This window comes from Paenarthrobacter aurescens (genome assembly GCF_025421775.1).
Classification (GTDB): Bacteria; Actinomycetota; Actinomycetes; order Actinomycetales; family Micrococcaceae; genus Arthrobacter; species Arthrobacter aurescens_B.
Map to the genome: position 1 here is coordinate 157,731 of NZ_JAOEFX010000004.1, position 22,175 is coordinate 179,905.

General features: G+C 63.2%; 23 protein-coding genes. 7 read left to right on the plus strand and 16 right to left on the minus strand.

Going from position 1 to position 22,175, the window contains the following annotated elements:
- Positions 1–48 precede the first annotated feature (48 nt).
- Positions 49–1,080 (plus strand): endonuclease/exonuclease/phosphatase family protein, encoded by a 1,032-nt coding sequence (locus N7568_RS09825; protein ID WP_261609648.1) that lies wholly within the window; start codon positions 49–51, stop codon positions 1,078–1,080.
- Here the strand turns inward: N7568_RS09825 and N7568_RS09830 are convergent.
- The 4 genes from N7568_RS09830 to N7568_RS09845 all read right to left on the minus strand — a co-directional run bounded on the left by N7568_RS09830 (position 1,077) and on the right by N7568_RS09845 (position 3,425).
- Entirely contained in the window at positions 1,077–2,051 is a 975-nt protein-coding gene (locus tag N7568_RS09830; RefSeq protein ID WP_261609649.1) for an acyl-CoA thioesterase, read from the minus strand. The two genes, N7568_RS09825 and N7568_RS09830, sit on opposite strands and share 4 nt — an antisense overlap.
- Before the next feature lie 74 nt (positions 2,052–2,125).
- Complete coding sequence (locus tag N7568_RS09835) at positions 2,126–2,689, minus strand: hypothetical protein (RefSeq protein WP_261609650.1); 564 nt, start codon at positions 2,687–2,689, stop codon at positions 2,126–2,128.
- A complete protein-coding gene (locus N7568_RS09840) occupies positions 2,686–3,018 on the minus strand; it encodes a PEP-utilizing enzyme (protein ID WP_261609651.1) in 333 nt (110 codons plus the stop codon). Before N7568_RS09840 ends, N7568_RS09835 begins: the two co-directional genes overlap by 4 nt.
- Positions 3,015–3,425: a hypothetical protein gene (locus N7568_RS09845; protein ID WP_261609652.1), complete on the minus strand. Its 411-nt coding sequence runs from the start codon at positions 3,423–3,425 to the stop codon at positions 3,015–3,017. Before N7568_RS09845 ends, N7568_RS09840 begins: the two co-directional genes overlap by 4 nt.
- Before the next feature lie 105 nt (positions 3,426–3,530).
- Between N7568_RS09845 and aztD the strand changes: the two genes are divergently transcribed.
- Positions 3,531–4,844 (plus strand): zinc metallochaperone AztD, encoded by a 1,314-nt coding sequence (gene aztD / locus N7568_RS09850; RefSeq protein WP_306422770.1) that lies wholly within the window; start codon positions 3,531–3,533, stop codon positions 4,842–4,844.
- A 175-nt stretch (positions 4,845–5,019) separates the two neighbouring features.
- Here aztD and N7568_RS09855 read toward each other — a convergent pair whose 3' ends face one another.
- From N7568_RS09855 to N7568_RS09865, 3 genes are all read right to left on the minus strand, one after another.
- Positions 5,020–5,454, minus strand: coding sequence for a DoxX family protein (locus tag N7568_RS09855; RefSeq protein ID WP_231342578.1), 435 nt, complete (start codon positions 5,452–5,454; stop codon positions 5,020–5,022).
- A 66-nt stretch (positions 5,455–5,520) separates the two neighbouring features.
- Complete coding sequence (locus N7568_RS09860) at positions 5,521–5,931, minus strand: GNAT family N-acetyltransferase (protein WP_261609653.1); 411 nt, start codon at positions 5,929–5,931, stop codon at positions 5,521–5,523.
- Entirely contained in the window at positions 5,928–6,524 is a 597-nt protein-coding gene (locus tag N7568_RS09865; protein ID WP_261609654.1) for an antibiotic biosynthesis monooxygenase, read from the minus strand. Before N7568_RS09865 ends, N7568_RS09860 begins: the two co-directional genes overlap by 4 nt.
- Before the next feature lie 41 nt (positions 6,525–6,565).
- On the opposite strand from N7568_RS09865, the gene N7568_RS09870 reads away from it, so the two are divergent.
- The 3 genes from N7568_RS09870 (at position 6,566) to N7568_RS09880 (ending at position 8,919) form a co-directional block, all read left to right on the plus strand.
- Positions 6,566–7,909 carry an MATE family efflux transporter gene (locus N7568_RS09870; protein ID WP_261609655.1) on the plus strand — a complete coding sequence of 448 codons (1,344 nt, stop codon included), beginning with the start codon at positions 6,566–6,568 and terminating at the stop codon, positions 7,907–7,909.
- A 9-nt stretch (positions 7,910–7,918) separates the two neighbouring features.
- Entirely contained in the window at positions 7,919–8,500 is a 582-nt protein-coding gene (locus N7568_RS09875) for a DUF308 domain-containing protein (RefSeq protein WP_261609656.1), read from the plus strand.
- A gap of 68 nt (positions 8,501–8,568) precedes the next feature.
- Entirely contained in the window at positions 8,569–8,919 is a 351-nt protein-coding gene (locus N7568_RS09880) for a hypothetical protein (RefSeq protein ID WP_261609657.1), read from the plus strand.
- 147 nt (positions 8,920–9,066) lie between these two features.
- Here N7568_RS09880 and N7568_RS09885 read toward each other — a convergent pair whose 3' ends face one another.
- The 4 genes from N7568_RS09885 to N7568_RS09900 all read right to left on the minus strand — a co-directional run bounded on the left by N7568_RS09885 (position 9,067) and on the right by N7568_RS09900 (position 15,180).
- Positions 9,067–10,020, minus strand: a complete 954-nt coding sequence (locus tag N7568_RS09885; protein ID WP_261609658.1) for a class C sortase — start codon at positions 10,018–10,020, stop codon at positions 9,067–9,069.
- Positions 10,021–10,127: 107 nt separating this feature from the next.
- Positions 10,128–11,612 (minus strand): SpaH/EbpB family LPXTG-anchored major pilin, encoded by a 1,485-nt coding sequence (locus N7568_RS09890; RefSeq protein WP_261609659.1) that lies wholly within the window; start codon positions 11,610–11,612, stop codon positions 10,128–10,130.
- 91 nt (positions 11,613–11,703) lie between these two features.
- Positions 11,704–14,358, minus strand: a complete 2,655-nt coding sequence (locus N7568_RS09895; RefSeq protein WP_261609660.1) for a SpaA isopeptide-forming pilin-related protein — start codon at positions 14,356–14,358, stop codon at positions 11,704–11,706.
- Positions 14,359–14,631: 273 nt separating this feature from the next.
- Entirely contained in the window at positions 14,632–15,180 is a 549-nt protein-coding gene (locus tag N7568_RS09900) for a CGNR zinc finger domain-containing protein (RefSeq protein WP_261609661.1), read from the minus strand.
- 71 nt (positions 15,181–15,251) lie between these two features.
- Between N7568_RS09900 and N7568_RS09905 the strand changes: the two genes are divergently transcribed.
- Positions 15,252–16,277: an EamA family transporter gene (locus N7568_RS09905; RefSeq protein ID WP_261609662.1), complete on the plus strand. Its 1,026-nt coding sequence runs from the start codon at positions 15,252–15,254 to the stop codon at positions 16,275–16,277.
- 62 nt (positions 16,278–16,339) lie between these two features.
- Here N7568_RS09905 and N7568_RS09910 read toward each other — a convergent pair whose 3' ends face one another.
- Positions 16,340–16,603, minus strand: coding sequence for a WXG100 family type VII secretion target (locus N7568_RS09910; RefSeq protein ID WP_011776688.1), 264 nt, complete (start codon positions 16,601–16,603; stop codon positions 16,340–16,342).
- Between the two features lie 158 nt (positions 16,604–16,761).
- Between N7568_RS09910 and N7568_RS09915 the strand changes: the two genes are divergently transcribed.
- Positions 16,762–17,034 carry a DUF2277 domain-containing protein gene (locus N7568_RS09915; RefSeq protein ID WP_231342225.1) on the plus strand — a complete coding sequence of 91 codons (273 nt, stop codon included), beginning with the start codon at positions 16,762–16,764 and terminating at the stop codon, positions 17,032–17,034.
- A 26-nt stretch (positions 17,035–17,060) separates the two neighbouring features.
- Here N7568_RS09915 and N7568_RS09920 read toward each other — a convergent pair whose 3' ends face one another.
- The 4 genes from N7568_RS09920 to N7568_RS09935 all read right to left on the minus strand — a co-directional run bounded on the left by N7568_RS09920 (position 17,061) and on the right by N7568_RS09935 (position 22,018).
- Positions 17,061–19,379 (minus strand): heavy metal translocating P-type ATPase, encoded by a 2,319-nt coding sequence (locus tag N7568_RS09920; RefSeq protein WP_261609663.1) that lies wholly within the window; start codon positions 19,377–19,379, stop codon positions 17,061–17,063.
- Between the two features lie 8 nt (positions 19,380–19,387).
- Entirely contained in the window at positions 19,388–19,621 is a 234-nt protein-coding gene (locus tag N7568_RS09925) for a heavy-metal-associated domain-containing protein (protein WP_261610007.1), read from the minus strand.
- Positions 19,622–19,667: 46 nt separating this feature from the next.
- Positions 19,668–20,039 (minus strand): metal-sensitive transcriptional regulator, encoded by a 372-nt coding sequence (locus tag N7568_RS09930; RefSeq protein WP_261609664.1) that lies wholly within the window; start codon positions 20,037–20,039, stop codon positions 19,668–19,670.
- Between the two features lie 68 nt (positions 20,040–20,107).
- Entirely contained in the window at positions 20,108–22,018 is a 1,911-nt protein-coding gene (locus N7568_RS09935) for an FG-GAP-like repeat-containing protein (protein WP_261609665.1), read from the minus strand.
- Between the last annotated feature and the right edge of the window lie 157 nt (positions 22,019–22,175).

The window sequence follows — 22,175 nt, forward strand, 5'->3', positions numbered from 1 at the left end:
TTTGCGGGGCTTCAGAATCCTTTAAGTTCCTTTCTGAACCATGGGGCTATGGACAAGGACATCGGAACCACTTACGCAACCGCCACGCAGCGCGGGCTGTTTGAGGCCCGGCGGCGTCGTCCACGGGCCAGGGACTGGGTGGTGGGCCTCTTCGCGGGACTACTGATGGCACTGCTCTTCGGCCACGGACTGGTGCCGGAGGCTCGCGGGATGGCCCTCGCCATCGAGAGCTTCCTGCCCTGGTTGGGGATGGTCATAGCGGCCCTGCTGATCGTGGCGTTGCTCTCGAAAGCCTGGGTCGGAGCTCTCCCAGCGGCGGCCGCACTCATTTCGTGGTGCGTGGTCTTTCTACCAGTCATGGCGACGGGCATCGCGCCGGCTTCCGATGCAGGTGCCTCGGAGGAGGCCGCCGGCGGCTGGAGCGTTGTCACACAGAACCTCCGGGCAGGAAATCCGCATGCCTCCGAGGCCGTAGAGAAGCTGATCACGTCAGGTGCCGACGTCGTGGTCCTTCAGGAGCTCTCCGGGCCCACCCTGGAACAAATATCTCCGCTGATGGATGGGACGTTCGCGTACCGGCAGGTTGCGGGGACGGTGGGGGTATGGAGCCGGTTTCCGCTGAGCCAGGGGAGGCCCCTTGCTTTGGGGCTCGGCTGGTCACGCGCACTGAGCATGGAGGTGGAATCGCCGGACGGTCCCGTTCAGCTCTATGCCGTACATCTGCCGTCGGTCCGACCCGGCGAAGTAGGCAGCAGGAACAGCGGGCTTGCCAAGCTCAGCAGGATGGTGGAGGCGGATCCGTCGCAACGGATGTTGGTGGTGGGGGACTTTAATGCGGCCAACACCGACCGCGCCTTCGCCCCATTGCAAGCAATACTCGACGACGCCCGGGCTGGCTTTGGGTTCACCTGGCCGGCCGGCTTACCTGCCACCAGGCCGGACCACATCCTGTTCCGCGGGTTTACCCTTTCTGGTGCGTCCGTTATCAGGTCTCCGGGCACCGACCATCTCGCCACGATGGCATGGCTGCAGCCGGGGGCAGCGCGTCCCACCGTGAGTCTTAACGCCGGTTCCCTTTAGCTGCCGGCCGCCTTCATCAGGTGGTCCGGCAGACGGTTTCCTGGAGCCCGGCCCCGGATTTCCAACAGCTCACGAGCGTGTGCGTGCAACTTCTTGTCCTCATCAGACACAGGTACCCACTGCGGAATCGGCACGGCCGTCCCCGTTTCGTCCCGGGCCACCATCACCGTGAGGCAGTACGTGGTCAGGTTCATTTCGCGGGTCTTGGGATCTCCGGAACGCACGTGGACCGCGATGTGCATGCCCTTGGCGCCGGTGTAGACAAGGCGAGCTTCCACCTCAACCACATGGCCGATCAGCAGAGGGCGGTAGAAGCGAACGCCGCCTGAGAACACCGCAACCGTGTCCTTGCCGCAGTATCGGGAGGCGCAAACGTACGCGGCCTCATCGATCCACTTCATCACGATGCCGCCGTGGACCTTGCCGCCCCAGTTCACGTCAGTGGGGGACGCCATGAACCGCAGGACGACGCGCTCGGCGGTCCCGGCGTCGGTATATTCCTGGGCGTTCATCGCGTTGACGATCTGCTCGCGGACCTCAATGCGCGCCAGCGCGTGGTCCCGCTGCTCGATCTCTGCGGGCGTGGACGGCGCGAACTGGGGGACGGGAATCGGCTTGCCGTCGGGCCCGACAGCTACGAAGATCACCATGCACTGGCTGTGCATTGTCTCCGGGCCGCCCTTGGGATCCCTGGAGCTGACCACGGTGTGGATGTGCATGGAGGAACGGCCTGTGTAAACAATCGTGGAGGTCACTTCCACCATGTCGCCGCTGTTCACGGGATCCGTGAAGTGGATGTTGCCCACATAGGCAGTGACGCAGTAGGACTTCGCCCATCCCACCGCCGCCGCATAGGCGGCCTTGTCCACCCACTCCAGGACGGTACCGGCATCAACAGAGCCGCTGTGCCCGACGTCGGTAGGGGCCGCGAGGAAGCGGAGGGTCACGGAATTGCCGGCGTCATCGCTCATGTTTCGAAGTTTACTGTCGGCAGGTTTCTGTTACGTGACTAAGTCAGCCCGGGCTGTCGCAGCGACCAGACGCGTCAGGCGCGCTGGATGCCGAGGGTCGCGATGAGATCCTCGTGCAGCTCGAACCAGGCGCGGTGGAAGGAATCACGATCGGTGGCGGTAACCCAGACCGGGTCCTCCGCTGCCTGTTTGAGAGAGCGGAGCAGGCGCTCGGAGTAGCCCTCGAATCGGGGCAACAAGCCGATCAACCGTGCTTCCAATGGGCGCCATGAAGCCAAGGCGCCCATCAGGACGTCCATGGCATCCTGAGTAGCCGGCGACTGCAGCTGGATGGCGCTGCAGGCACTCACAACTCCTGTGTTGAAGTCCGCGAAGTCGTCGTGCACGGCCAGCACCATGCCACGCGCACCCGCGCGGTCCAGTTCCTCCGCGAGAAGCCGCTCATTCTCGGCCCGCCCCTGACTCGACAGGGACCAGCCACTGGTTCCCGCGAAGGTGCTGCGCGAGACAAAGCCGTTGACGCCGGCGTCGATCAACCGGGACTCCACGAGGTGGCTATCAAGTGAGAAGCGAGCCGCCACCTCCAGAGTGTCAGCGAACCCGAGGAGGCGGACGGCGTGCAAAGTGAGGAGCATCATGCGGTATCCAATCGGGTAACTGTTCCGCGGGATCCGTCCACAGCCAACGGCCCACCGTCAGTGAGCAGTTCCAGCGCCGCGCGAACCCCCAGCACGGCAGGGATCCCGAACTCCCGGGCGACAATCGCCGCGTGCGACAACATTCCGCCGTTCTCCGTGACCACCGCTGATGCCATTCCGAAAAGGGGCGTCCAGGCAGGGTCAGTGGTGCGGCAGACGAGGATATCGCCAGACTGGAAACGGGCGAATTCGTCGGGCCCGTGGATGAGTCGGGCCGGGCCTAGGGTTGCACCTGCGCTCGCAGCAGTTCCCGTGAAGACCACCGTCATTGCAGGCCCCCGGACCGTGACTGCCGACGATCCGCGAGCCGATCCAGCCGCTGCTGGGCAGCCTGCGCGGAGCGCAACCCGAGGCTTTCTGCGATGTGCGGCCACGTGAGGCCTTCCGATCTGGCAAGGAACAAAAGTGCGGTTTCGACGGCGTCCATCTCGGCTCTGGCGGCGGACACCAATGTGAGGGCGGCGCGGAGATCGAGAGCATCAGGCGGGGGAGGGCCGCCCTGTCCCCGAGAACGCCAGAGTACGTGCTGGATCAGATCCATCGCAGAGGGCGGTTGCTGCTCATGGAGCCAAGGCCGGTTTGGGAGATCCGAGGCGCCCTTGTCCAGCAGCACCTTGGTTGCCCGTGACTGGAGGTCGGCCGCGGCAGCATCGTGGGCGCTCGTGGTGTGGTTCATTGCTCCAGCTTTGAATATCAACACTTTGTTGTCAACAAAATATTGAGTACACATCCTGTCGGTGCTCGAGTTGCGCTCTAAATGAGAATTAATATCATTTAACTCATGCCTCATTACTCCACCCCCATGCCCCCTGTCCCTACCGCGCGCAGACATCGATTCCGCGCACAGCCAGTAGCCGCCGTCGGCCTTTCTGCTTTGCTGCTGACTGGCTGCGCTGCCCCAGGCGGCCCGGCCGGAAACGCAGTGGACGCCTCGCCGTCGGTGAGCTCGGCGCAGAGCCCCAAGGAGGCTGGCGCCCCGACTCCGCGCCTCGTATACACGCACGACGCCGGCATCGCAGTTCTGGACGCAACCTTGCTGGAGCAGGTGGGCGGTGCGGAAATGTCCGGCTTCAACCGGCTGAACCCGGCCGGTGATGGGCGGCACGTATTTGTTTCCACGGGCGACGCCTTCCGCCTATTCGACGCGGGAGCCTGGACCGAGCCGCACGGCGATCACAGCCACCACTACGTAGCCGACCCCAAGCTGACTGAATTGGCGTTTGAGGCAGACAAGGCTGGCCATGTGGTGCTCCACGCGGACAAGACCGTGCTGTTCAACGACGGGTCGGGCAAGGTGCAGAGCTTCGAAACGTCTGCCCTGGCCGCTGCCGTGGAGGACGGAAAGCTACCTGCCACTGACACTTATGTGACGCCCGAAGCGCACCACGGAGTGGCTGTCGAACTTGAAGACGGCAAGCTGCTGGTGACCCTCGGGAATGAGGAGAGCCGAACCGGAATTGCGGTGCTCTCTGCCGGCAAGGGGCAGGATCGCAAGGAAATCGTGCGCAACGAGGACTGCCCGGGTGTCCATGGCGAGGCTGTCGCCGCGGGTGAAGCCGTGGTGGTTGGGTGCGAGAACGGCATGTTGATCTACAAAGACGGATCCATCACCAAGGTGGCGAGCCCCGACGCGTACGGTCGGCTGGGCAACCAGGCTGGTTCGGAGAAGTCCCCGGTGATCCTGGGTGACTACAAAGTGGACAAGGCGGCCAAGCCGGAGCGACCTACCCGGATCTCCCTCGTGAACACCGAAACCGCCAGTATGCAGCTCGTGGATATCGGCACCAGCTACTCGTTCCGTTCCCTCGGCCGCGGGCCCGCTGGTGAAGCGCTGGTACTTGGGACTGACGGGGGCCTGCGTGTGATCGACCCACTCACCGGCGCTGTTACGTCCACCATCCCGGTAGTTGCCGGGTGGGAAGAGTCCGCCACGTGGCAGGATCCGCGGCCGACACTCTTCGTCCAAGGCTCGACGGCGTTCGTCACCGAACCGGCCACCAGCACCATCCATGCGGTGGACTTGAAGGCCGGAAAGGTTGCGAAGTCGGCGAAGCTGGACCATGTCCCGAATGAGCTCACCGGTGTGACGGGCTAGCGCTCTCTCACGACACGCCGCTTAAGGCCGAACGCTCTCTCACGACACGCCACTTAAACACCGGCGCTCTCTCACCTCCGGCCACTTAAACACCGGCGCTCTCTCACTCTTCTGAAGGAAGTGAGAGAGCGCCGGCAGTTAGGGGCCGTTAGGTGAGAGAGCGTCCGGGGGGCGCTTACGCGAGGACGCGCAGCTTGGAGCCGGAGCGTCCGAACAGGGCGGCGTCCGCGGAGATCTTGCCGGCACCCGCCAATGCCAGGGCCAAAGCGGCGCCAGCGAACAGCAGCACCAGTTCGTACCCGCCGTTGCCAACGAATATGCCTGCGGGGGCGTGCACCAGGAACAGTGCGCCGAGCATGTTGACGGCCAGGAGCGCCGCGAACACGCGGGTAAGGAATCCGATAATCAGAGCGATGCCGCCTACAAGCTCAAGGGTTGCAACGATCGGGGCTACGGCGGAAGCGCCGGGAACGCCCATCTGGGTGAAGGACGCCTGCGTGCCGGCGATGGTGAATTCGTTGAACTTCTGCCAACCGTGCGCGGCGAAGAGAAATCCTGCAATAACGCGCAGGATGGTCAGGGCTGTGGTGGTCAAGCTGGACTTGTTCATAGATCAACCCTCCCGAAGATAAGTTGAAGTGTCAACTAATGATGGCCTTTTATGACCAAAACACGGCTAGCGGACTTCGGCTCGCTCCAAGTAGCGCGCGTCGGGCTCAATGAAGCCGAACTGCTTGTACAGCCCATGGGCATCGCCGGTGTGAAGCATCCACCGGAACCGGGCCCCCGGCCCGGCGTCGATCATTTCGCGCACTATCGCCTTGCCCAGCGACTGGCCCCGCGCGGATTCGTGCACGTACACATCGGCCAGGTAGGCGAGGGCAACGCCGTCGGAAAACGCCCGGGCGTAACCCACCATGGCGCCGGTCCGGGCGTCGTAGGCGCCAACAACCCGCCAAGCGTTCTCCAACTGCGCTTCGACGTCGGCCCGAGTGCGCCATTTTGCCCAATACACGTTGGTGGAGAGCTCGGTCCAGAGCCAATCGCGATCCACGCGGTTCTTGTCTGTGGAGAGGATGTGGGTCATGGCGTGGCCCTTTTCGCCTGCATCCGACGCTTCCTGGCCGGCTTCTGAAGCCACGGCTGCAGGAGCCTGGTGGTGATCGGCAGGAAGATGTACGTCATCAACGGCGTCAGGATGACGATGTTGAGGAGCACGGAGAACACCAATGGCCAGTCCTGAGTCAGAGGATGCAGCAGGAAGTTGGCCAGCAGGCTGAGCGGGAAGAACGGCAGGAAGATGCTGATGGCCTGCTTCCAGCGCGGCGGTACCACAGTTTCGGGGACAACTACCGAGACGTCGCCTGGCTTCGAGAACCATCCCTCAATCCCGGTGTGGCGCTCCACGCGCGTGGTTTCCATCATGTCCCTGGCGCTATCGATCCACCAGCGCCGCTCCTCGGAGTCCTCCCACTCCTGCAGCGAGTCTGCGTCAGCGAAGCGGTACAACATGTGCCATTCAGCTGAATCGACCCCATTGCGCACCCATCCAGACCCCAGGTAGCCCGGCCATTCGCGGGCGAGTTCCTGGCCGGCATGGGCCCAGGCATTAGCTTGCCGGGTATAGCCGGGAAGGATCGTGCGGGCGACGGAAACGGTGACGGGATGCTCGTGTGACACGGCCCAAATGTACCCGGCCCGCGGCGGACTAGGCTTGTTTAGTGCCTCAAACCACAACAACCGCCACGCCTCGATCCAACGCCCGCGAGATCCTGCGCCTGGCCGTCCCCGCTTTCGGTGCGCTCATCGCCGAACCAATGTTCCTCCTGGCCGACTCCGCAATCGTGGGACATTTGGGCGTCGACCAGTTGGCAGGTGTTGGCCTCGCGTCCACCATTTTGCACACCGCCGTGGGGCTTATGGTCTTCCTGGCATATTCCACGACGCCCGCAGTCGCCCGTGCGATAGGCGATGGCAAGTTGGGAAAGGCTTTGGCGGCAGGGCGCGACGGCGTATGGCTGGCACTGCTGTTGGGGCTGGCGCTCGCGGTGGTCGGTTTCGTGGCGGCCGAGCCTTTGGTTGGGTTCATGGGCGCAACCGGGGATGTGCGCGAATTCGCCGTCGACTACCTGCGGTGGTCCATGCCGGGCCTGGCCGCGATGCTGCTGATCTTCGCGGGCACCGGCGTTCTTCGCGGGCTTCAGGACACCAGGACTCCGCTGCTGGTGGCTACGGCTGGGTTTGCCTTGAACATTGCCCTCAACTGGTTCCTGGTCTACGGGCTGAACATGTCCGTGGCGGGTTCGGCTATCGGTACCAGCATCGCGCAGTGGGCCATGGCCGCCGTCTACTTGGTGATGGTCAGTCGAAACGCGCGGCAACACGGCGTGTCCCTGAGGCCCGACTGGCATGGCATCCGCGCGATGACGAAGGTGGGTTCGTGGCTCATGCTGCGCACCCTGAGCCTGCGCCTCGCCATCCTCGCGACCGTCCTGGTGGTCACTGCCCAGGGCGCCGTGAACCTGGCGGCGCACCAGTTGGCCATGACCATTTTCTCGTTCCTCGCGTTCGCCCTGGATGCGTTGGCCATCGCGGCCCAGGCCCTGATCGGCAAGGAGCTCGGCGCAAGGAACGCCCACCGCGTCCGGGAGCTGACCCGCACCATGATCCGGTGGGGCCTGGGATTCGGCGTGGTCACCGGCGTGCTCCTGGCCATCGCGGCACCGTGGGCCGGATACCTCTTCACCTCCGACGCCGGCGTTCGATCGGCCCTCACCATCGCCCTCTGGGTCCTTGCGGTGGGACAGCCGTTGGCAGGCTACGTCTTCGTCCTCGACGGAGTGCTCATAGGCGCCGGTGATGCGCGGTATCTGGCGATTGCCGGCGTCGTAAATCTGGTGGTCTATTTGCCGCTGTTGGTGGCCATCCACCAAACAAGGCCCGACGGCGAGGCGGGGCTCTTCTGGTTGTGGGCCGCGTTTGCGTTGGGCTACATGCTGGCCCGTGGCGTGACTTTGGGGCTGCGCGCGCGGACCGATCGGTGGATGGTGCTGGGTTCGCACTAAACTGGACGGGTGACTCTTCCAGCGATTCCCGCCCAGACTCCTTCTGCCCCCGTGGCCGGACTCTGGAAACCCGTGCTGATCCGTGCCACGGTTGCACTGTTGTTCGGCGCGGTCACCATCTTCTGGGCAACGCCGTCCGTGCACGTCCTGGCGTGGGCTGTTGGCCTGTATCTGCTGGCTACTGCCGGGGCCATGTGGATGTCCCGCTCCTTGCCGGTTGCAGTTCCGGTGGTTGTCGCGCTTGGAGGCATCGGCGCCGTGGTCACCCAGTCTGACGCGGGCGTTGCCCTCTCCGCTATGTTTGCCCTGCTGGTTCTGGGCCTCCTCGAGTTTGTCCACGGTCTCCGGAAGAGGGACTCGTTGGCGCGCGACTGGCTTGTTTCCGGCATCGTTTCCGTGGGCACGGCCGTCATGCTGCCGTTCTTCACCTCCCTCGGAGCCCACGCGCTGTTGGGTGTTGCCGGCGGCGGAGCCATCATTTCCGGCGTGCTGTGGATGCTGTCCGGACTGACTCTGCGGCACGACGCCCGCACTGTTTCCGGCGGAGTTGAGGCTGCTGCGCCGGGGGCTTCGCCCGAGGCCGTAAACTAGTAGCTGGACGTTCTACTCGTCGTAGAACTTTTGCAAACCGGCGGACACCAACCGCCATCATTGGAGGAATGACCGTGGCAGACCAGACACCAGGAGAACCGCGCAAGATGCGGACCTCGGTCAAGGGACCCCTCATGTTCTCCGCGTTCTTTGCAGTACTGGCTTTCGTTGCCGTACTCATCTTTGCCTCCGGTGGCAGCGCACACGCCCCGCGGTTCGACCTCGCCTTCACGGGCGCAGGCATCGCGTTCATCGTGAGCCTCGTGGTAGCAGCCATGCTTTCCATGAGCCACAAGGAAAACGCCGACCACCTCGGCCAGGGCTCCGGCATCAACCTCAGCTCCAAGCGTCCCGGCCACGGCGGTCCTGCCACCCCGGATGCCGACGAAGAGACTGAAACCCCCGACGCCGGCCGTTAACCTGCCAGCGCTCCCTCACGTCGGTGGGGGAGCGCTTTTTTATGGGCGGACTTGGTTGGTGCAGGGCTTGGTTGGTGCGTGGCTTGGTTGATGCGTGGCTGAGCCGTGTGGTTCGGCCCAGCCCAGCAAGTCCCAGCCCAGCAAGTCCTAGCTCAACAAAGTGTCGGCGAGGTCGTCTGCTGGTTCTTCGCCATGCTCATCGGGGGTCTCCGCCGGGGCGGACTTTCGCGGCCGGGTGACCACCACAATGATGACGGCGGTGCCGATGAAGCCCACGGCCCACCAGGGGAACCCGGGATCCAGTGCCTGGCTGGGGACTGTCTGTGCGGCATCGCCGGAGGGGGGATCCGTGCGTTCGCCGCGGACCAGCAAGCGGTGGGAGTTGACGCCGGTAGGTGTGCATGTCACGAGTGTGAGGTAGTCCTTGTCCTGGACTTTGCGGAGATCATCGGTTTCTTCAGGCAGTACGGTTTTGATCTGGTCCACCTTGTAGTAGATGGTCTCGCCGAGCACCGTGACTGAAAAGACGTCACCTTCAGCTACTTGGTCCAGATCGTCGAAGAGTTTTGCGTTGACGAAGCCTGAGTGTGCCGTGATGACGCTATGGGTTCCTACGCCGCCTACCGGGAGACCGGAGCCGAAGAGATGCCCTGCTCCTTTGGACAGCGTCTCTTCGTCGGTGCCGTGGAAGATGGGCAGATCAGACTTGATGGAGGGGATGCTGATGCGCCCCATCATGCCGCCCGGACCGACGTCGAGCATCTTCTTGTAGGTCTCAGAGCCAGCGCCGACCACTGTTTGCTCGCCCTTTTCGTTCAGCGAATACGGGTCCCGTAGCGGGCCGGAGGGCAGTTCCTGGTTGAACTGCCGGGCCTCGTCCAGTAGCGCCTTCTGCGCGGAGGGCGAGAGGCTCTCAACAGTATTGACGTAGCCGCTGATCTCGGTCGCGTGGATGCGGTCCGAGAACCAGGCCGCCGCGGTGGGGTAGAGCAACACTCCGACGCCAAGGATTGCGGCCACAACGATGAAGATGCGTTGGAGGCTCCACGCGTCGCGGAGTTTTCGGTGGGCTTGCGGCAAGGGCGTTTGAAGCTGTGTCATCAGAATCCTGGGGGTGTGCTTTTGGGAAGCAAAGTGGGGAAGAGCGCGTGTTGGCGTTCTTCCCCACTCCGGTGTTCATGCTGGGAACCCTTGTGGGTCCTCAGGTACTAGCTATTGGTGGTGCTCCGGCGTGAACGGACCAGCAGGAGTCCGGCACCGGCAACCAGCAGCGCGCCGGCTGCGTAGAGAACGCCGGTTCCCGCGCCACCGGTCAGCGGCAGTTCGAAGCCGCTGTTGGACGGGATGTTCTTGACCTCAAGGTCGATTCCAACCGCAGTGGATGCAGAGTTGATCAGGAAGGAGATCGGCTCGGCAAGCAGCTCGTAGCCCTCGGGCGCGGTGGTTTCAACCAGGTAGTACGTGCGGTAGTCGGCGGAACCGGGTGCAACTGCAGCGCCGTTGGCCCAGTCCGAGTAACGCAGACCGGAGATGGTCAGGGTTCCATCGGCAGCAACGGTGAAGGTGCTCTGGCCGTTGAGGACGATCGGGTTGGTGCCGGCCTGTGCGTCAGCTTCAGTGGCGTAGACCGAGAAGGAAGCACCTGCAAGGGCTTCGCCGTTCTCGTTGACCTTTTCCAGGGTCATTTCGCCCCACTTGGTAACAACCGGGGGAGTAACGATGGGGCCGCCGGGCTCGCCCGGAACGGCGGTGAAGCTACCCAGGTTCGGGTAAACCAGTGCTTCGTTCTCGATCTCACCGATGGTGTTCACGGTGGTGTTCACAACAACCTGAACGCGGGCGTCGTTGTTAGCGGCCAGCAGCAGGAGGCCAGCGGGGGTGAAGACGATGGAAGCCGTGTTGCTGGCGGCATCGAATTCCACGGTGTAGTCAGTGCCCTCGGCGATTGCGGTGCCGTTGGTCAGGGTAGCCGAGGCGCCAACGTAGGTCAGCTTGTCGTCCAAAGCGTCCACGATCTTGTAGCCATCAATGACTTCTTCGTTCGGGATGTCGCCGGTGATGGTGAAGTCGATCTGGTCGCCGAGCTTGACGTCAGGAGCGTCCGTGACGGTCTTTTCCGCACCCGTGATGGAGTTCTTGGGGTAAACGTGGACGTCGTAGATCCAGTTGTCGTTGTTGTCCGGGTCGGTCAACGGAACGGACACCAGGAACGGAGCCGCCGGCGTCACGCCGGAGGGGTAATTGGTTTCCGTCACCAAGTACAGGCCGACGGGAAGGCTGCCGAAGGTTGCGGTGCCTGCGGCGTCAGTGGTCTGTGCCTGGCCGGTACCGAGGGTGAACCCGGCGCCGTTGATGGAGCCAGAGGGATCAGCGGGGGAGAAGACGCTGCTCAGGTTGTGCGCGGCGTCCCACCCTGCGTTGGTGGACAGGTCTAGAGCGTTGACCTGCTGGACGGTGAACTCGATGCCAGCCAAAGGCGTAAGGCCCGTGGTGTCGACGGCGGTGCCGTTGTTGGGCAGGCCGCTGGGCGTAGCCGGGCGCTCGAACTTGTGAACGGTGATGGAACCGATCTGGTCGCCATCAACCAACGGTGCGGCCGACGCCGGAGCCACGGAGAAGGACATTGCCAGCACCGCCCCGGCAATGGTGGCGGCGGCGGTCTTCCAAACACGCCGGGAGCTGTGATTACTCACTATTTTCCTCTTTCTTGGTGGTGTTGCGATGCTCGGGAACGAACACTTTGGAGATACGGTCCCGCCGGGTTCGGCGGGACCGGGGCTTGAGTTAGGCAGACAGGTGGTTTCGTGTGCTGCGCACGTTGCGGCGGGCCAGGACCAATGCGGTCAGAAGCAGTGCTGCTCCGCCCGCCGTGAATGGCCACCAACCAACACCGCCGGATTCCGGAAGTTTCAGTGCGGGGACGTCGCGAACCGTAACCAGGAAGATTCCGTTGGCGTCGTCGTCGCTGGCGGTGACGACTCCTGCGCCGCTTCCTTGCCCGAGTGTCACGGCGCCATTGGGCGCGATGGTGAACTGCACGGCCTCAGCCAGGAGGTTGAAGCCTTCCGGAGCAGTGGTTTCTTCGAGCCAGTAAACGCCCGGATCGATGCCTTCGAGCTGGAACTGGCCGGTTTGCGAAGTGATGGGGGAGACTGTGTAGCTGCTGATAACAGCCCCCGGTGCGCCGTTGGCATCGTTGTGGATGGCCCAGGTGGAGCCAGCCATGGGAACCCACGTGGAGTCGGACGATTCGCCGACCTTCTCGATGAGGATCTTGGCTGGTGTCAGGTGCGTGGTTGAGCACTCTGGCGCCAGTGGGGTGGTGTTGGCTGCGCAGCGTAGGGGTGCGACGCTGCCTTCGCCGGTGACGACGTTGACCAGCTGGGCACTCCAGGCACCCTCATTGACGGTGACCTCGTAGCTGAGCGTGGCCGTCTGGCCCGTACTGAGGCTGAAGGCAGGGGTTGTCAGCGTGGTTGACGGCGCCACAGGGCCGGCCACCGGGATGGGAGTAGCGGTACCGATTGTCAGGACGGCGGAGCCGGGGACGAACGCAGCCTGGTCCAGGACGTCGGACAGGTCATCAGTCAGGACGATGCCGTCGATCTGGCCTCGGTTGCTGGAGGCCGTCACGGTGTAGGTGATGGTGTCGCCGGGCTTGACGGTCTGGCCGTTGGAGGCAACCCCATCCACTGTGGCGGTCTTGGCGATGGTCCACCCTGGAACATCGGGTGTGGTGACAGTCGCGGAACAGCCGATGCCGGGGGCCGGCGGGCAGGCAGGGTCCACGGTGGGAACCATGGTGGTTGATCCTGGAACCGGGATTGGTCCGCCGCCAGGCATGTTGGGCACTGCGGTCTCAGCTGCAGGCACGATGGTGGCTGTGTTGGAGATAGTCCCGGAGGTATTCGGAGCGATGGTTCCAGTGATGGTGTATGTCAGCGTTCCACCGGTGTTGATCCGGACTGTGCCGGAGACGCTTCCTGAGCCGCTGGGAGCGTTGCACGCTGTGGGGCCGGCAGGGGAGAGCGTTGCTGTTCCGGGTGCCGTGACCGCACACGTCCAGGTAGCGCCCTGGATGGAAGCGGGCAGGGGGTCAGTGAACGTCGCGTTGACGGCATCGCTTGGTCCGTCGTTATGGACAACCACCGTGTAGGTGATGGATTGGCCAGGGGTGTACGAGTCCAGGTTGTCGTCCTTGGTGATGGACAGGTCCACAAGCGGGCGAACGGTCAAGGGTGCCGTGCCGGGAGAGTACAGGCCGGTGATGGTGGGGAAGTTGTTGACGCAATCCGGGATTGCTGCGCCGGTATTGGCCACGCATCCGGAGTTGTTGTAGACGCCGGGGGTGTTGCTGGTGACCGTCACCGTGATGGTGCAGGAAGCGCTGCCTTGAGCGAGGTTTCCGGTGACATCAACAGTGCCAGCCGATACGGTACCCGCGGTGCGAACACAGGTTCCACCGAGGGGGCCACTGGCGGTCAGGCCGGCGGGGAGGTTGTCGACGAAGTGCCACCCGTTTTTGGCCATCAGGTCAGAGGTATTGGTGACCGTGTAGGTGAGCGTTGTGTTCTGGCCCTGGAAGATCGAGGCGGGGGAGAAGGCCTTGTCCAACTGGGGCGTAACGTCCACCAGCTGGGGAAGGTCGAAACCGACGTCGTTGCCGGTGCCGGTCGCAGTCAGGTTACGGACGCGGATGCCGAGCGTGGGCGTCGCGCCGGTCAGCGGCACCTGGATGGCAGCGGACTGGAGCTTGGCCACGCTGAAGTTGGTGTTGTCAACCACGATGACTTGGCGGCTGGCGTCTGCGCAAGGGTCCAGGTTGCTGCCAACAACGTTGGCTACTCCGTTGACCAGGATGGCGAATTCCTGGCTCGCATGGTTGGAGAAGCAGTTCGCCTCACCGAAGATGCCCGAGACGGCGTAGTAGTGGCCAGCGATGGTCGGGATGCTGTTCTTGGTGGTTTGGAGCTGCAGGCCGGCGGCTTGGTTTGAGCTGGGGTCGTTGGTGTATTCGCTAAGGATCTGGTTTTGCCGGGCTTGCGCGTCGGTCATGCCCTGGTATTTGCCCATGGCGAAGGCCATGTTGCCGAGGTGGGTAAACGCCCCGTTTCGCAGGCATTGATCGTTATTGGTGATGCCGCCGCCATTGGCGGGCACCGGAGTCCCTTGCCTGAGGATCCAGCCGTTGCAGGCCCCTGAACCCGGAGACCAGGCAGCGCCAGCGGTGTAGCGCTCAGTCTGCGCCGCAGCGCTGCCGGTGTAGATGCCAAGGGGGATCGGCGCCGTGGCAGCACTCTGGTTTGAGAAGTCTTCGCTGTAGATTTGGATGCCCGGTTGCGTGACGCCGGGTGAACCCGGCGCTGCGGACACGGGAGCAGACGACCCGACCACGCCGAAGGCCGTCATTCCAACCAGGACGAGAAGCACGGAAGCCATGAGGGCGAACATCGAATGCCCTGCCCTCTCACCCAACCTGCCTCGAACGTGAGCACGCACGTGCCCCAACTGCTTCCGCATGTGATTCCTATTCCCTGATACCTCGGCCGCAGCCTCCGTGGGAGGCGACGCTGTTCTTCTTCTGAGGGGTAGGTATAGGGGGATGCGGAATCGTGTCGTGAATCAGATTGTGACCTTCGTCACCAGGCTTCGAGGTGGAAGCGGCGCCCAATTGCAGGCATGCCGGGAGGCCATTTCGGCGGAGCGCTGGCGCTAGTCTCCTTCTGCGGCCTTGCGCGCCCGGTACGCGGCCACATGGGCGCGGTTGGCGCAGTTTCCGGTGTCGCAGTAGAGCTTGGAGCGATTTCGGCTAAGGTCCAGCACCACGGCGTCGCAGTCGTCTGCGGCACACACGCGCATGCGCTCCATTTCCTTGCTGCGGATCACGTCGATGATGGCCATCGCGGCTTCCGTGCCCATCCGGTCGGCCAGTGGCGCTTCCGGTGTGGTGGCGTGGAGGTGCCAGTCCCAGCGGTCATGCTTTACGAGTTGGGGAAGGGCTTTGGCGTCGATGAGGAGCTTGTTGACGGACTTGGCTGCAGTGTCCTCGTCGGCACTCCAAAGTGCCGCCAGTTCGCTGCGAAGACGCTTGATGCTGCTCAGTTCCGCGGGGGAGTTGACCCGTGAGCCCGTGAATTCTTCGGCATCCAGGAACGCGTCGAGGTCCTCCATGGTGGCGAGCGAATCCTCCCCGTTGGCGGCCGTATTGATCAGATTGACGACGCTACGGAGTGCAACCTCGGTGTCAGGCGCAAAAAGCACTTTGACTCCTTACATGTTTCGGGAGTACTGTCATGACCATAAGCCCACTTTACTCCTGACAGGAGGCTGCTGTGTCAGCTCCAACGACGAAGGCTGATGCAAAAGGTTTCCTGGCATCAGGACTCGGCATCGCACTGTTTTCTTCCGCAGTTTTTGGTACGTCCGGCTCGTTCGCCAAATCCATGCTGGAAACCGGCTGGTCACCTGGCGCCGCAGTTGCCGTGCGCCTCACTGGCGCCGCCCTGATTCTGGTGATTCCCGCCGTCGTGGTTCTTCGCGGACGCTGGCACCAGCTGAAGGACAACTGGCTCACCATCCTGCTGTTCGGCTTCATCGGGGTGGCGGGCTGCCAACTGTTCTACTTCAACGCCGTGGCGCGGCTGTCCGTGGGCGTCGCACTGCTGCTCGAATACCTGGCCCCGGTGATGATCGTGCTGTGGCTGTGGATCGCCAGCCGGCGCCGGCCCCGGGCATTGACTTCCGCGGGCGCGCTGCTCTCGTTGGGCGGTTTGGTGTTGGTGCTCGACCTCACGGGTGCCGTCAAGGTCGACTTCATTGGAGTCCTCTGGGGCATGGCCGCCGCTGTGTGCCTTGTGATCTACTTCTTCATCACCGCCAAGGAGAATGACACGCTTCCCCCGCTGGTTCTGGCCTCCGGCGGCCTTGTTGTGGGCGCACTCACCATGTGGCTGATAGGGATCGTTGGCCTGTTGCCGATGACCTTCAGTACCGCGGACACCACGCTTGGGCCGTGGACGACGCCGTGGTGGGTCTCGGTACTGGGTCTCGTCATCCTGGCGACGGTACTTGCTTACGTTTCCGGGATCATGGCGGCCCGCAGCCTGGGTTCCAAGGTGGCATCGTTCGTATCCCTGACGGAAGTGCTCTTCGCGGTGTTGTGGGCATGGTTGCTGCTGGGCGAACTTCCGGGTTCGATTCAGCTGCTGGGTGGACTGCTCATTGTGGGCGGCGTCGTTCTGGTCCGCATTGACGAGCTACGGGGAGACCGACGCGCGGCTGCGGCAAGGGCTCTGGATCACCCGAACGACGTCGAACCCGTCCCCTCCGGTCACATCGCCAAGGCGCCGCAAGGCTAGGCGGCAGAACTTAAAGCGAAAGGCCCCGGACGCTGCTGCGTCCGGGGCCTTTCCCAACTGTCTTAGTTGGAAGCCTGCTGCTGCTGCTCAGCGTTCTTCTGAGCGCGATCGCCGGCTTCACGCAGTGCGTCGGCAACCTTCTTCAGGTTCGAAGCGTGCTGGCTGTCCCACTCGCCGCGGAACTTGTCAGCGTCCGGACCCTTCCAGTCGGTGCCGTCAAGTGCGCCCTTGAGCTGTGAACGCTGCTGCTCGATGTTCTCGGCACCTGCCTTCAGCTTGTTACCGAGCTGACGAAGCTGATCAACATCTGCACCCCAAATAGCCATGAGATTCTCCTTCATTTGTTCGGACCCGAGCTCTTCGGCATCCCCAGCGGCCTCCGGCTCATCCGGAAGATCCAATAGCTAAAACCTATCCCGGGAATCGCAAACCCGTCGATGGGCACCCCTCCCCATGCAGCACTGCCCATGGTTAGCATGGGTTTATGTGCCGCAATATCAGGACCCTGCATAACTTCGAACCGCATGCCACGAACGCCGAAGTGGAGGCCGCAGCACTGCAATACGTGCGCAAAATCAGCGGTTCCACCAAGCCTTCCAAAGCCAACGAGGAAGCCTTTGCCGAGGCAGTCCACGAGATCGCCCACATTACGCAGCATCTCCTGGACTCCCTGGTGAGCCACGCTCCGGCGAAGAACCGTGACGAGGAAGCAGCCAAGGCAAAGGCCCGGTCGGCCGTCCGTTTCGGGACGGCCTAGCCCGGGCCCCTGTTCGCTTTCCGGGTCTACTTCCCGAAGGACCGAAGCCTCAGCGAGTTCGCTACTACCAGCACCGAGCTCGCCGCCATTGCTGCGCCGGCGATCATCGGGTTCAGGAATCCGAGTGCTGCCACCGGAATACCGATCGCGTTGTAGAAGAACGCCCAGAACAGGTTGGTCTTGATGGTGGACAGGGTCTTGCGGGACAGCTCAATCGCCTGCACCAGTTGACCCAGATCGCTGCCCATGACCGTCAGGTCTGAAGCCTCGATGGCAACATCCGTGCCCGAACCCATCGCGATACCAAGATCCGACTGCGCCAAGGCCGCCGCGTCATTGACGCCGTCGCCCGCCATGGCCACCGTGGCGCCCGACGCCTGAAGCTTCCGGACCGCCTCAACTTTGCCCTCCGGCAGTACGCCGGCGAACACGTCCTCAGGTGAAATCCCGACGGCGGCAGCCACTTGGGCGGCCACGGCGGCGTTGTCTCCGGTCAACAGGATGGGGCGGATGCCCAGGTCCTTCAACTTCTGGATTGCTGCTGCCGAACCGGGCTTGATGGTGTCACTCAGGCTGACAATGCCGGCAGGCTCGCTGTCGACTGCCACCCAGATGGCTGTGGCACCACCGTTTTCCTCGGCAGTCAACGCCTCCCGATGGCTCGCCTCGAGGGTGATGCCGTTCTCCTCGAGCCAGCCGGAACGTCCAACCACCACAGTCCTGGCAGTGCCTTCCAGCACAACGGTTCCCCGCACTCCGCCGCCAGGAGCTGAACTGAAGCCCTCTACGCGAGGCAGGCTGCCGGCGTCGTGCAGTGCTTCTTGCGCCGAGGCGGCGATCGCGTGGGCGATCGGGTGCTCGGAAGCGGCTTCAACGGCTCCTGCCAGTGTCAGGACGGTGGTGGGGGAGTAGCCATTGAGTCCCACAGTGTGGTCCACAGCGAGCTTGCCGCTGGTCACGGTGCCCGTCTTGTCCAGCAGGATAGTGTCCACGTGCCGGGTGTCCTCAAGGACCTGTGGGCCCTTGATGAGAATGCCCAGCTGAGCGCCGCGGCCCGTTCCCGTCAGCAGACCGACGGGAGTGGCCAGCCCCAAGGCGCAGGGGCAAGCAATAACCAGGACAGCGACGGCGGCCGTGAAGGCTGCGTTGAGGTCACCGGAGAAGAACAGCCACAGCAGGAACGTCACCAGGGCAATGACCAGCACGATTGGCACAAAGACAGAACTGATCCTGTCCGCGAGCCGGGCAATAGGTGCTTTTCCGGTCTGTGCCTGGCTGACAAGACGACCCATCTGGGCGAGCGTCGTGTCCGAACCAACACGGGTTGCACGGACCAGCAGACGGCCGGACGTATTGATCGTAGCGCCCGTTACCAGGCTGCCCGGTCCGACCTCGACCGGCACTGACTCGCCCGTAACCAGCGAGGCGTCGACGGCAGATGCACCGTCCGTCACCACGCCATCGGTAGCGATTTTCTCGCCCGGGCGAACCACGATGAGGTCGTCCACCAGGAGCTGATCCGCGGGGATTTTCTGCTCCGTGCCGTCCACCAGAATCGTGGCGTCCTTGGCCCCCAGGTTCAGCAGTGCCTTGAGCGCATTGCCTGCCTTGGCCTTTGCGTTCGCCTCAAGGTAGCGCCCAAGGAGCAGGAAGGTGGTGACCACTGCCGCGACCTCGAAGTACAGCCCCCCTCCGGACATACTTTCCATACCGGGGTGTTCGGTCATGCGGGGATCCGCGAACAGCTGCCACGCCGAGTAAAGGTAGGCGGCGATGACGCCGATGGAGACGAGTGTGTCCATGGTGGAGGCGAAGTGCCTCGCGTTGATGGCCGCGGCCCTGTGGAACGGCCAAGCTGCCCAGCTCACCACAGGCAAAGCCAAGGCGCCGACGACCCATCCCCAGTTGGCGAACTGGAGGGCGGGAATCATCGAGATCGCGAACACCGGCACGGTCAAGGCAGCGGCGACCATCAGGCGGGGCCGGAGTGTCGACGCGGACGGGCCATGCTCCATGTGATTCCCGTGCGCAGCGTGCCCTGCTTCCGGAGCCTCGTTGCCGTGGTGTTCATGTTCATTGTGTCCACGGGTGTGCGGCGCCGGGACTTGGCGGACGGTGGCCTTGTAGCCTGTCGCGTTGACCGTGTCCACAATTTGCTGGTCCGTCACGTTCCCGGGGACCGTGACGTGGGCTGATTCGAGGGGCAGGTTGACGCTTGCCTCGACGCCTTCAAGTTTGCCCAGTTTTCGTTCCACTCGATTGACGCATGAGGCGCAGGTCATGCCCTCGATGTCCAGTTCGATGACCCTGGGTGCGGGTTTGTTGAAAGTCTCCTGGCTGTTCAAGAGGACTCCTAAGCTTCGTTGGCTACCACCAGGTAGCCGGCTTCTGCCACGGCTTCGCCAATTTCCGACGGCGAGAGCTCCTTGGATGAGGTGATGGTCACGGTGGTCAGGCCACCCGGGTTGAGGTCTACGGCTACGCCCTCAACACCGCTGAGTGCTTCAAGTTCTTCGCTCACGCTGGAAACGCAGTGGCCACAGGTCATGCCGGAAACGTTCACGTTGGTCTGGATGGTCTGGCTCATGGCGTGCTCCTTGGTGGATTGGATGGAGTGGTGGTTGGTGGCGGAGTTACCGCAGCAGGCGCCCGATTGCATCAGTTGCCTCCTTGACTTTGGCGTCGATCTGCTCGGCGCGGGCTTGGGGATCGGGCTCGGAGGCAGCGCCAACGACGCAATGGCCGATGTGCTCCTCAACAAGCCCAAGGCTGACCGCGTGCAGGGCCTTCGTCGCGGCCGCTACCTGGGTAAGGATGTCGATGCAGTATTTATCGTCCTCAACCATGCGGGCGATCCCACGGACTTGGCCCTCAATGCGTTTCAGGCGCTTCAGGTAAGCGTCCTTGTTGCTGGTGTAGCCGTGCGGTGATGCGGGCTGCACGTCACCTTCGATGACGGGGGCATCCACGCTCGGGTGATTGGCGCTCAGGTCTACCTTGCTCATGGACCCAACATATACCCCAAGGGGGTATTAAATCAAGTACCCCCTGGGGGTATCTTTAAGCGATAGCGTCAGAGGATGGCGGACATGGCGTTCCAGCCTGTTCCGATCCGGACTGTGGGCAGCCAGCCGCTTCCACTCGCACCCGGGTAGAGGAAAAGGGCGCCGGTGCTGTCGCGGGCAACTATGTCCGGCCGCCCGTCACCATTGAAGTCCCCAGGGGCGAGGATGGCCGTCATGCTGTTCCATCCCTCACCGACTTGCTGGCGGTCCCACCGCCAGCCTCCGGAGCCGTTACCGCCATAAAGCCAGAGGACTCCGGAGCCGTCACGGGCGAGGACGTCGGGAGTGCCGTCACTGTTGAAATCGCCCGAACCGACTATTGCCGTCAGCGAATTCCAGCCGGCCCCGAGGTTGGTTCGTGGCAGCCAGTCGCCGCGCCCGTTGCCGGGGTAAAGCCAAAGGGTCCCTGAGGTATCACGGGCGAGGATGTCGGCTGTTCCGTCGCCATTGAAATCGCCGGGAGTGACGATTGCGGAGATGATCCCCCAGCCTGAACCCACGTGGACCCGTGGCAGCCAATTCCCCGCACCGTTCCCCGGATACATCCACAAATGCCCCGCACCATCCCGGGCAAGAATGTCCGGTTTCTTGTCACCGTTGAAGTCGCCCGGGCTGACGACGGCGGTCATGGAGTTCCAGGCGGATCCCACCTGGGCGCGGGGGAGCCAGCCGCCAGTGCCGTTTCCGGGGTATAGCCACAACACGCCTGATCCGTCGCGGGCGAGGAGGTCAGTCTTCCTGTCGCCGCTGAAGTCGTTCTTCAGGGGCGTCGGGCTGTTTCCGTCGATGACGTTCAATGAGCCGGGTGGTTCCGTGACGTAGATCTTGTTCGTCGACTCGTTGATGGCCACATCCGCCGCGCCCCCGGTGTTCAATGTGGTCGCGGCGAAACTGGCAGCATCGATGACGGTGGTGCCGCCATTTTCCGTGGAAACATACAGCTTGTTGGTGGTTCGGTTGACGGCGATTTCGGAAGGAAGCAGGCCCGTCCTGATATCGATGCGTCCCCCACCTCCGCCGTTGAAGATGGACACTATTCCCGTTGTGGGTCCGAGTCCGCCCCCGAGCGAACGGCCCAGGTAGACCTTGTTTCGCGTTTCGTCGACGGTGAGTTCGGTGGGGCTGGTGTCGTAGCTGGAGAACAGCCCTCCAACAGCGTGGGTAGCCCCGTCAATGACGTTGAGCTCCATGTAGTTTCTTACCTTGAGGGCTACGTAGACCTGGTTGGTGGCCGCATTGATGGCCAGGTCGACAGGCGCGGCAACGTCGTGGCCGGCATCGAGGTGGCTGACGGCGTTGGTGGATCCGTCGATGACCATCACCCCGCCGCTCAACGCGTAAATCTTGTTGGTTGCCTGATTGATGGAGAGGTCACTTGACGGACTCGTAGTGATTTGTGTGCTCTGGTTGTTCGTTCCATTGATCACGTACAGCCCGGAGCGGGTACCAACGTAGATTTTGTTCGTCTTTTGATTGACTACGATGTCTTCGGTTTGCGCCCCGGCCGGGACCATGGTCACGGCAAGCGTGGTGCCGTCAACCACAGCCACACTTCCGCCCGGATTGGTAACCCTGTTGCCAACGTAGATCTTGTTCGTGGCTTCGTTGACTGCCACGGCGTCCGCTATTCCGCCTGTATTTACCTTGGTGATGGCATGCGTTGTGCCGTTCACGATGGTCAGCCCGTCCTCCGTGGCCACGTACACAGTGTTCGTGAGCGCGTTAACTGCAACGTCATGACCATTTGGCCCCACACCAAGGGTGTCCGTGATGACATCCGCCTCGGCAGGAACAGCCGGGATCCCGGCAAGCAGGAGCGCCGCTACTCCGGCGGCTGCAACCATGGTGCCCCGCCGGGACCGCACCCGGCCGATAAAGCTGAACGCAGGCGTTGCTGAATCACTGACAACAGTTCCCACTGAAATCCCCCCAAAGTGCCAGGACGCTCCCCCGCGCCATAGGCGGCACTCTACCGCCGGGCCTCGAAAAGGGCGAGAGCTTGCCGCATTCCTCATGCGCAAACATGCCCGTCCGCATGCAGGAAAACACGTCTTGGTATAGACCAAAATGCCCAAA

Excerpts from the sequence above, each read along its gene's own strand:
- N7568_RS09910 (WP_011776688.1), bottom strand. The coding sequence starts at position 16,603 with ATGGCTATTTGGGGTGCAGATGTTGATCAGCTTCGTCAGCTCGGTAAC.
- N7568_RS09830 (WP_261609649.1), bottom strand. The coding sequence starts at position 2,051 with ATGAGCGATGACGCCGGCAATTCCGTGACCCTCCGCTTCCTCGCGGCC.
- N7568_RS09855 (WP_231342578.1), bottom strand. The coding sequence starts at position 5,454 with ATGAACAAGTCCAGCTTGACCACCACAGCCCTGACCATCCTGCGCGTT.
- aztD (WP_306422770.1), top strand. The coding sequence starts at position 3,531 with ATGCCTCATTACTCCACCCCCATGCCCCCTGTCCCTACCGCGCGCAGA.
- N7568_RS09860 (WP_261609653.1), bottom strand. The coding sequence starts at position 5,931 with ATGACCCACATCCTCTCCACAGACAAGAACCGCGTGGATCGCGATTGG.
- N7568_RS09835 (WP_261609650.1), bottom strand. The coding sequence starts at position 2,689 with ATGATGCTCCTCACTTTGCACGCCGTCCGCCTCCTCGGGTTCGCTGAC.
- N7568_RS09845 (WP_261609652.1), bottom strand. The coding sequence starts at position 3,425 with ATGAACCACACCACGAGCGCCCACGATGCTGCCGCGGCCGACCTCCAG.
- N7568_RS09925 (WP_261610007.1), bottom strand. The coding sequence starts at position 19,621 with ATGAGCCAGACCATCCAGACCAACGTGAACGTTTCCGGCATGACCTGT.
- N7568_RS09930 (WP_261609664.1), bottom strand. The coding sequence starts at position 20,039 with ATGAGCAAGGTAGACCTGAGCGCCAATCACCCGAGCGTGGATGCCCCC.
- N7568_RS09880 (WP_261609657.1), top strand. The coding sequence starts at position 8,569 with ATGACCGTGGCAGACCAGACACCAGGAGAACCGCGCAAGATGCGGACC.
- N7568_RS09895 (WP_261609660.1), bottom strand. The coding sequence starts at position 14,358 with ATGGCTTCCGTGCTTCTCGTCCTGGTTGGAATGACGGCCTTCGGCGTG.
- N7568_RS09915 (WP_231342225.1), top strand. The coding sequence starts at position 16,762 with ATGTGCCGCAATATCAGGACCCTGCATAACTTCGAACCGCATGCCACG.
- N7568_RS09825 (WP_261609648.1), top strand. The coding sequence starts at position 49 with ATGGACAAGGACATCGGAACCACTTACGCAACCGCCACGCAGCGCGGG.
- N7568_RS09885 (WP_261609658.1), bottom strand. The coding sequence starts at position 10,020 with ATGACACAGCTTCAAACGCCCTTGCCGCAAGCCCACCGAAAACTCCGC.
- N7568_RS09840 (WP_261609651.1), bottom strand. The coding sequence starts at position 3,018 with ATGACGGTGGTCTTCACGGGAACTGCTGCGAGCGCAGGTGCAACCCTA.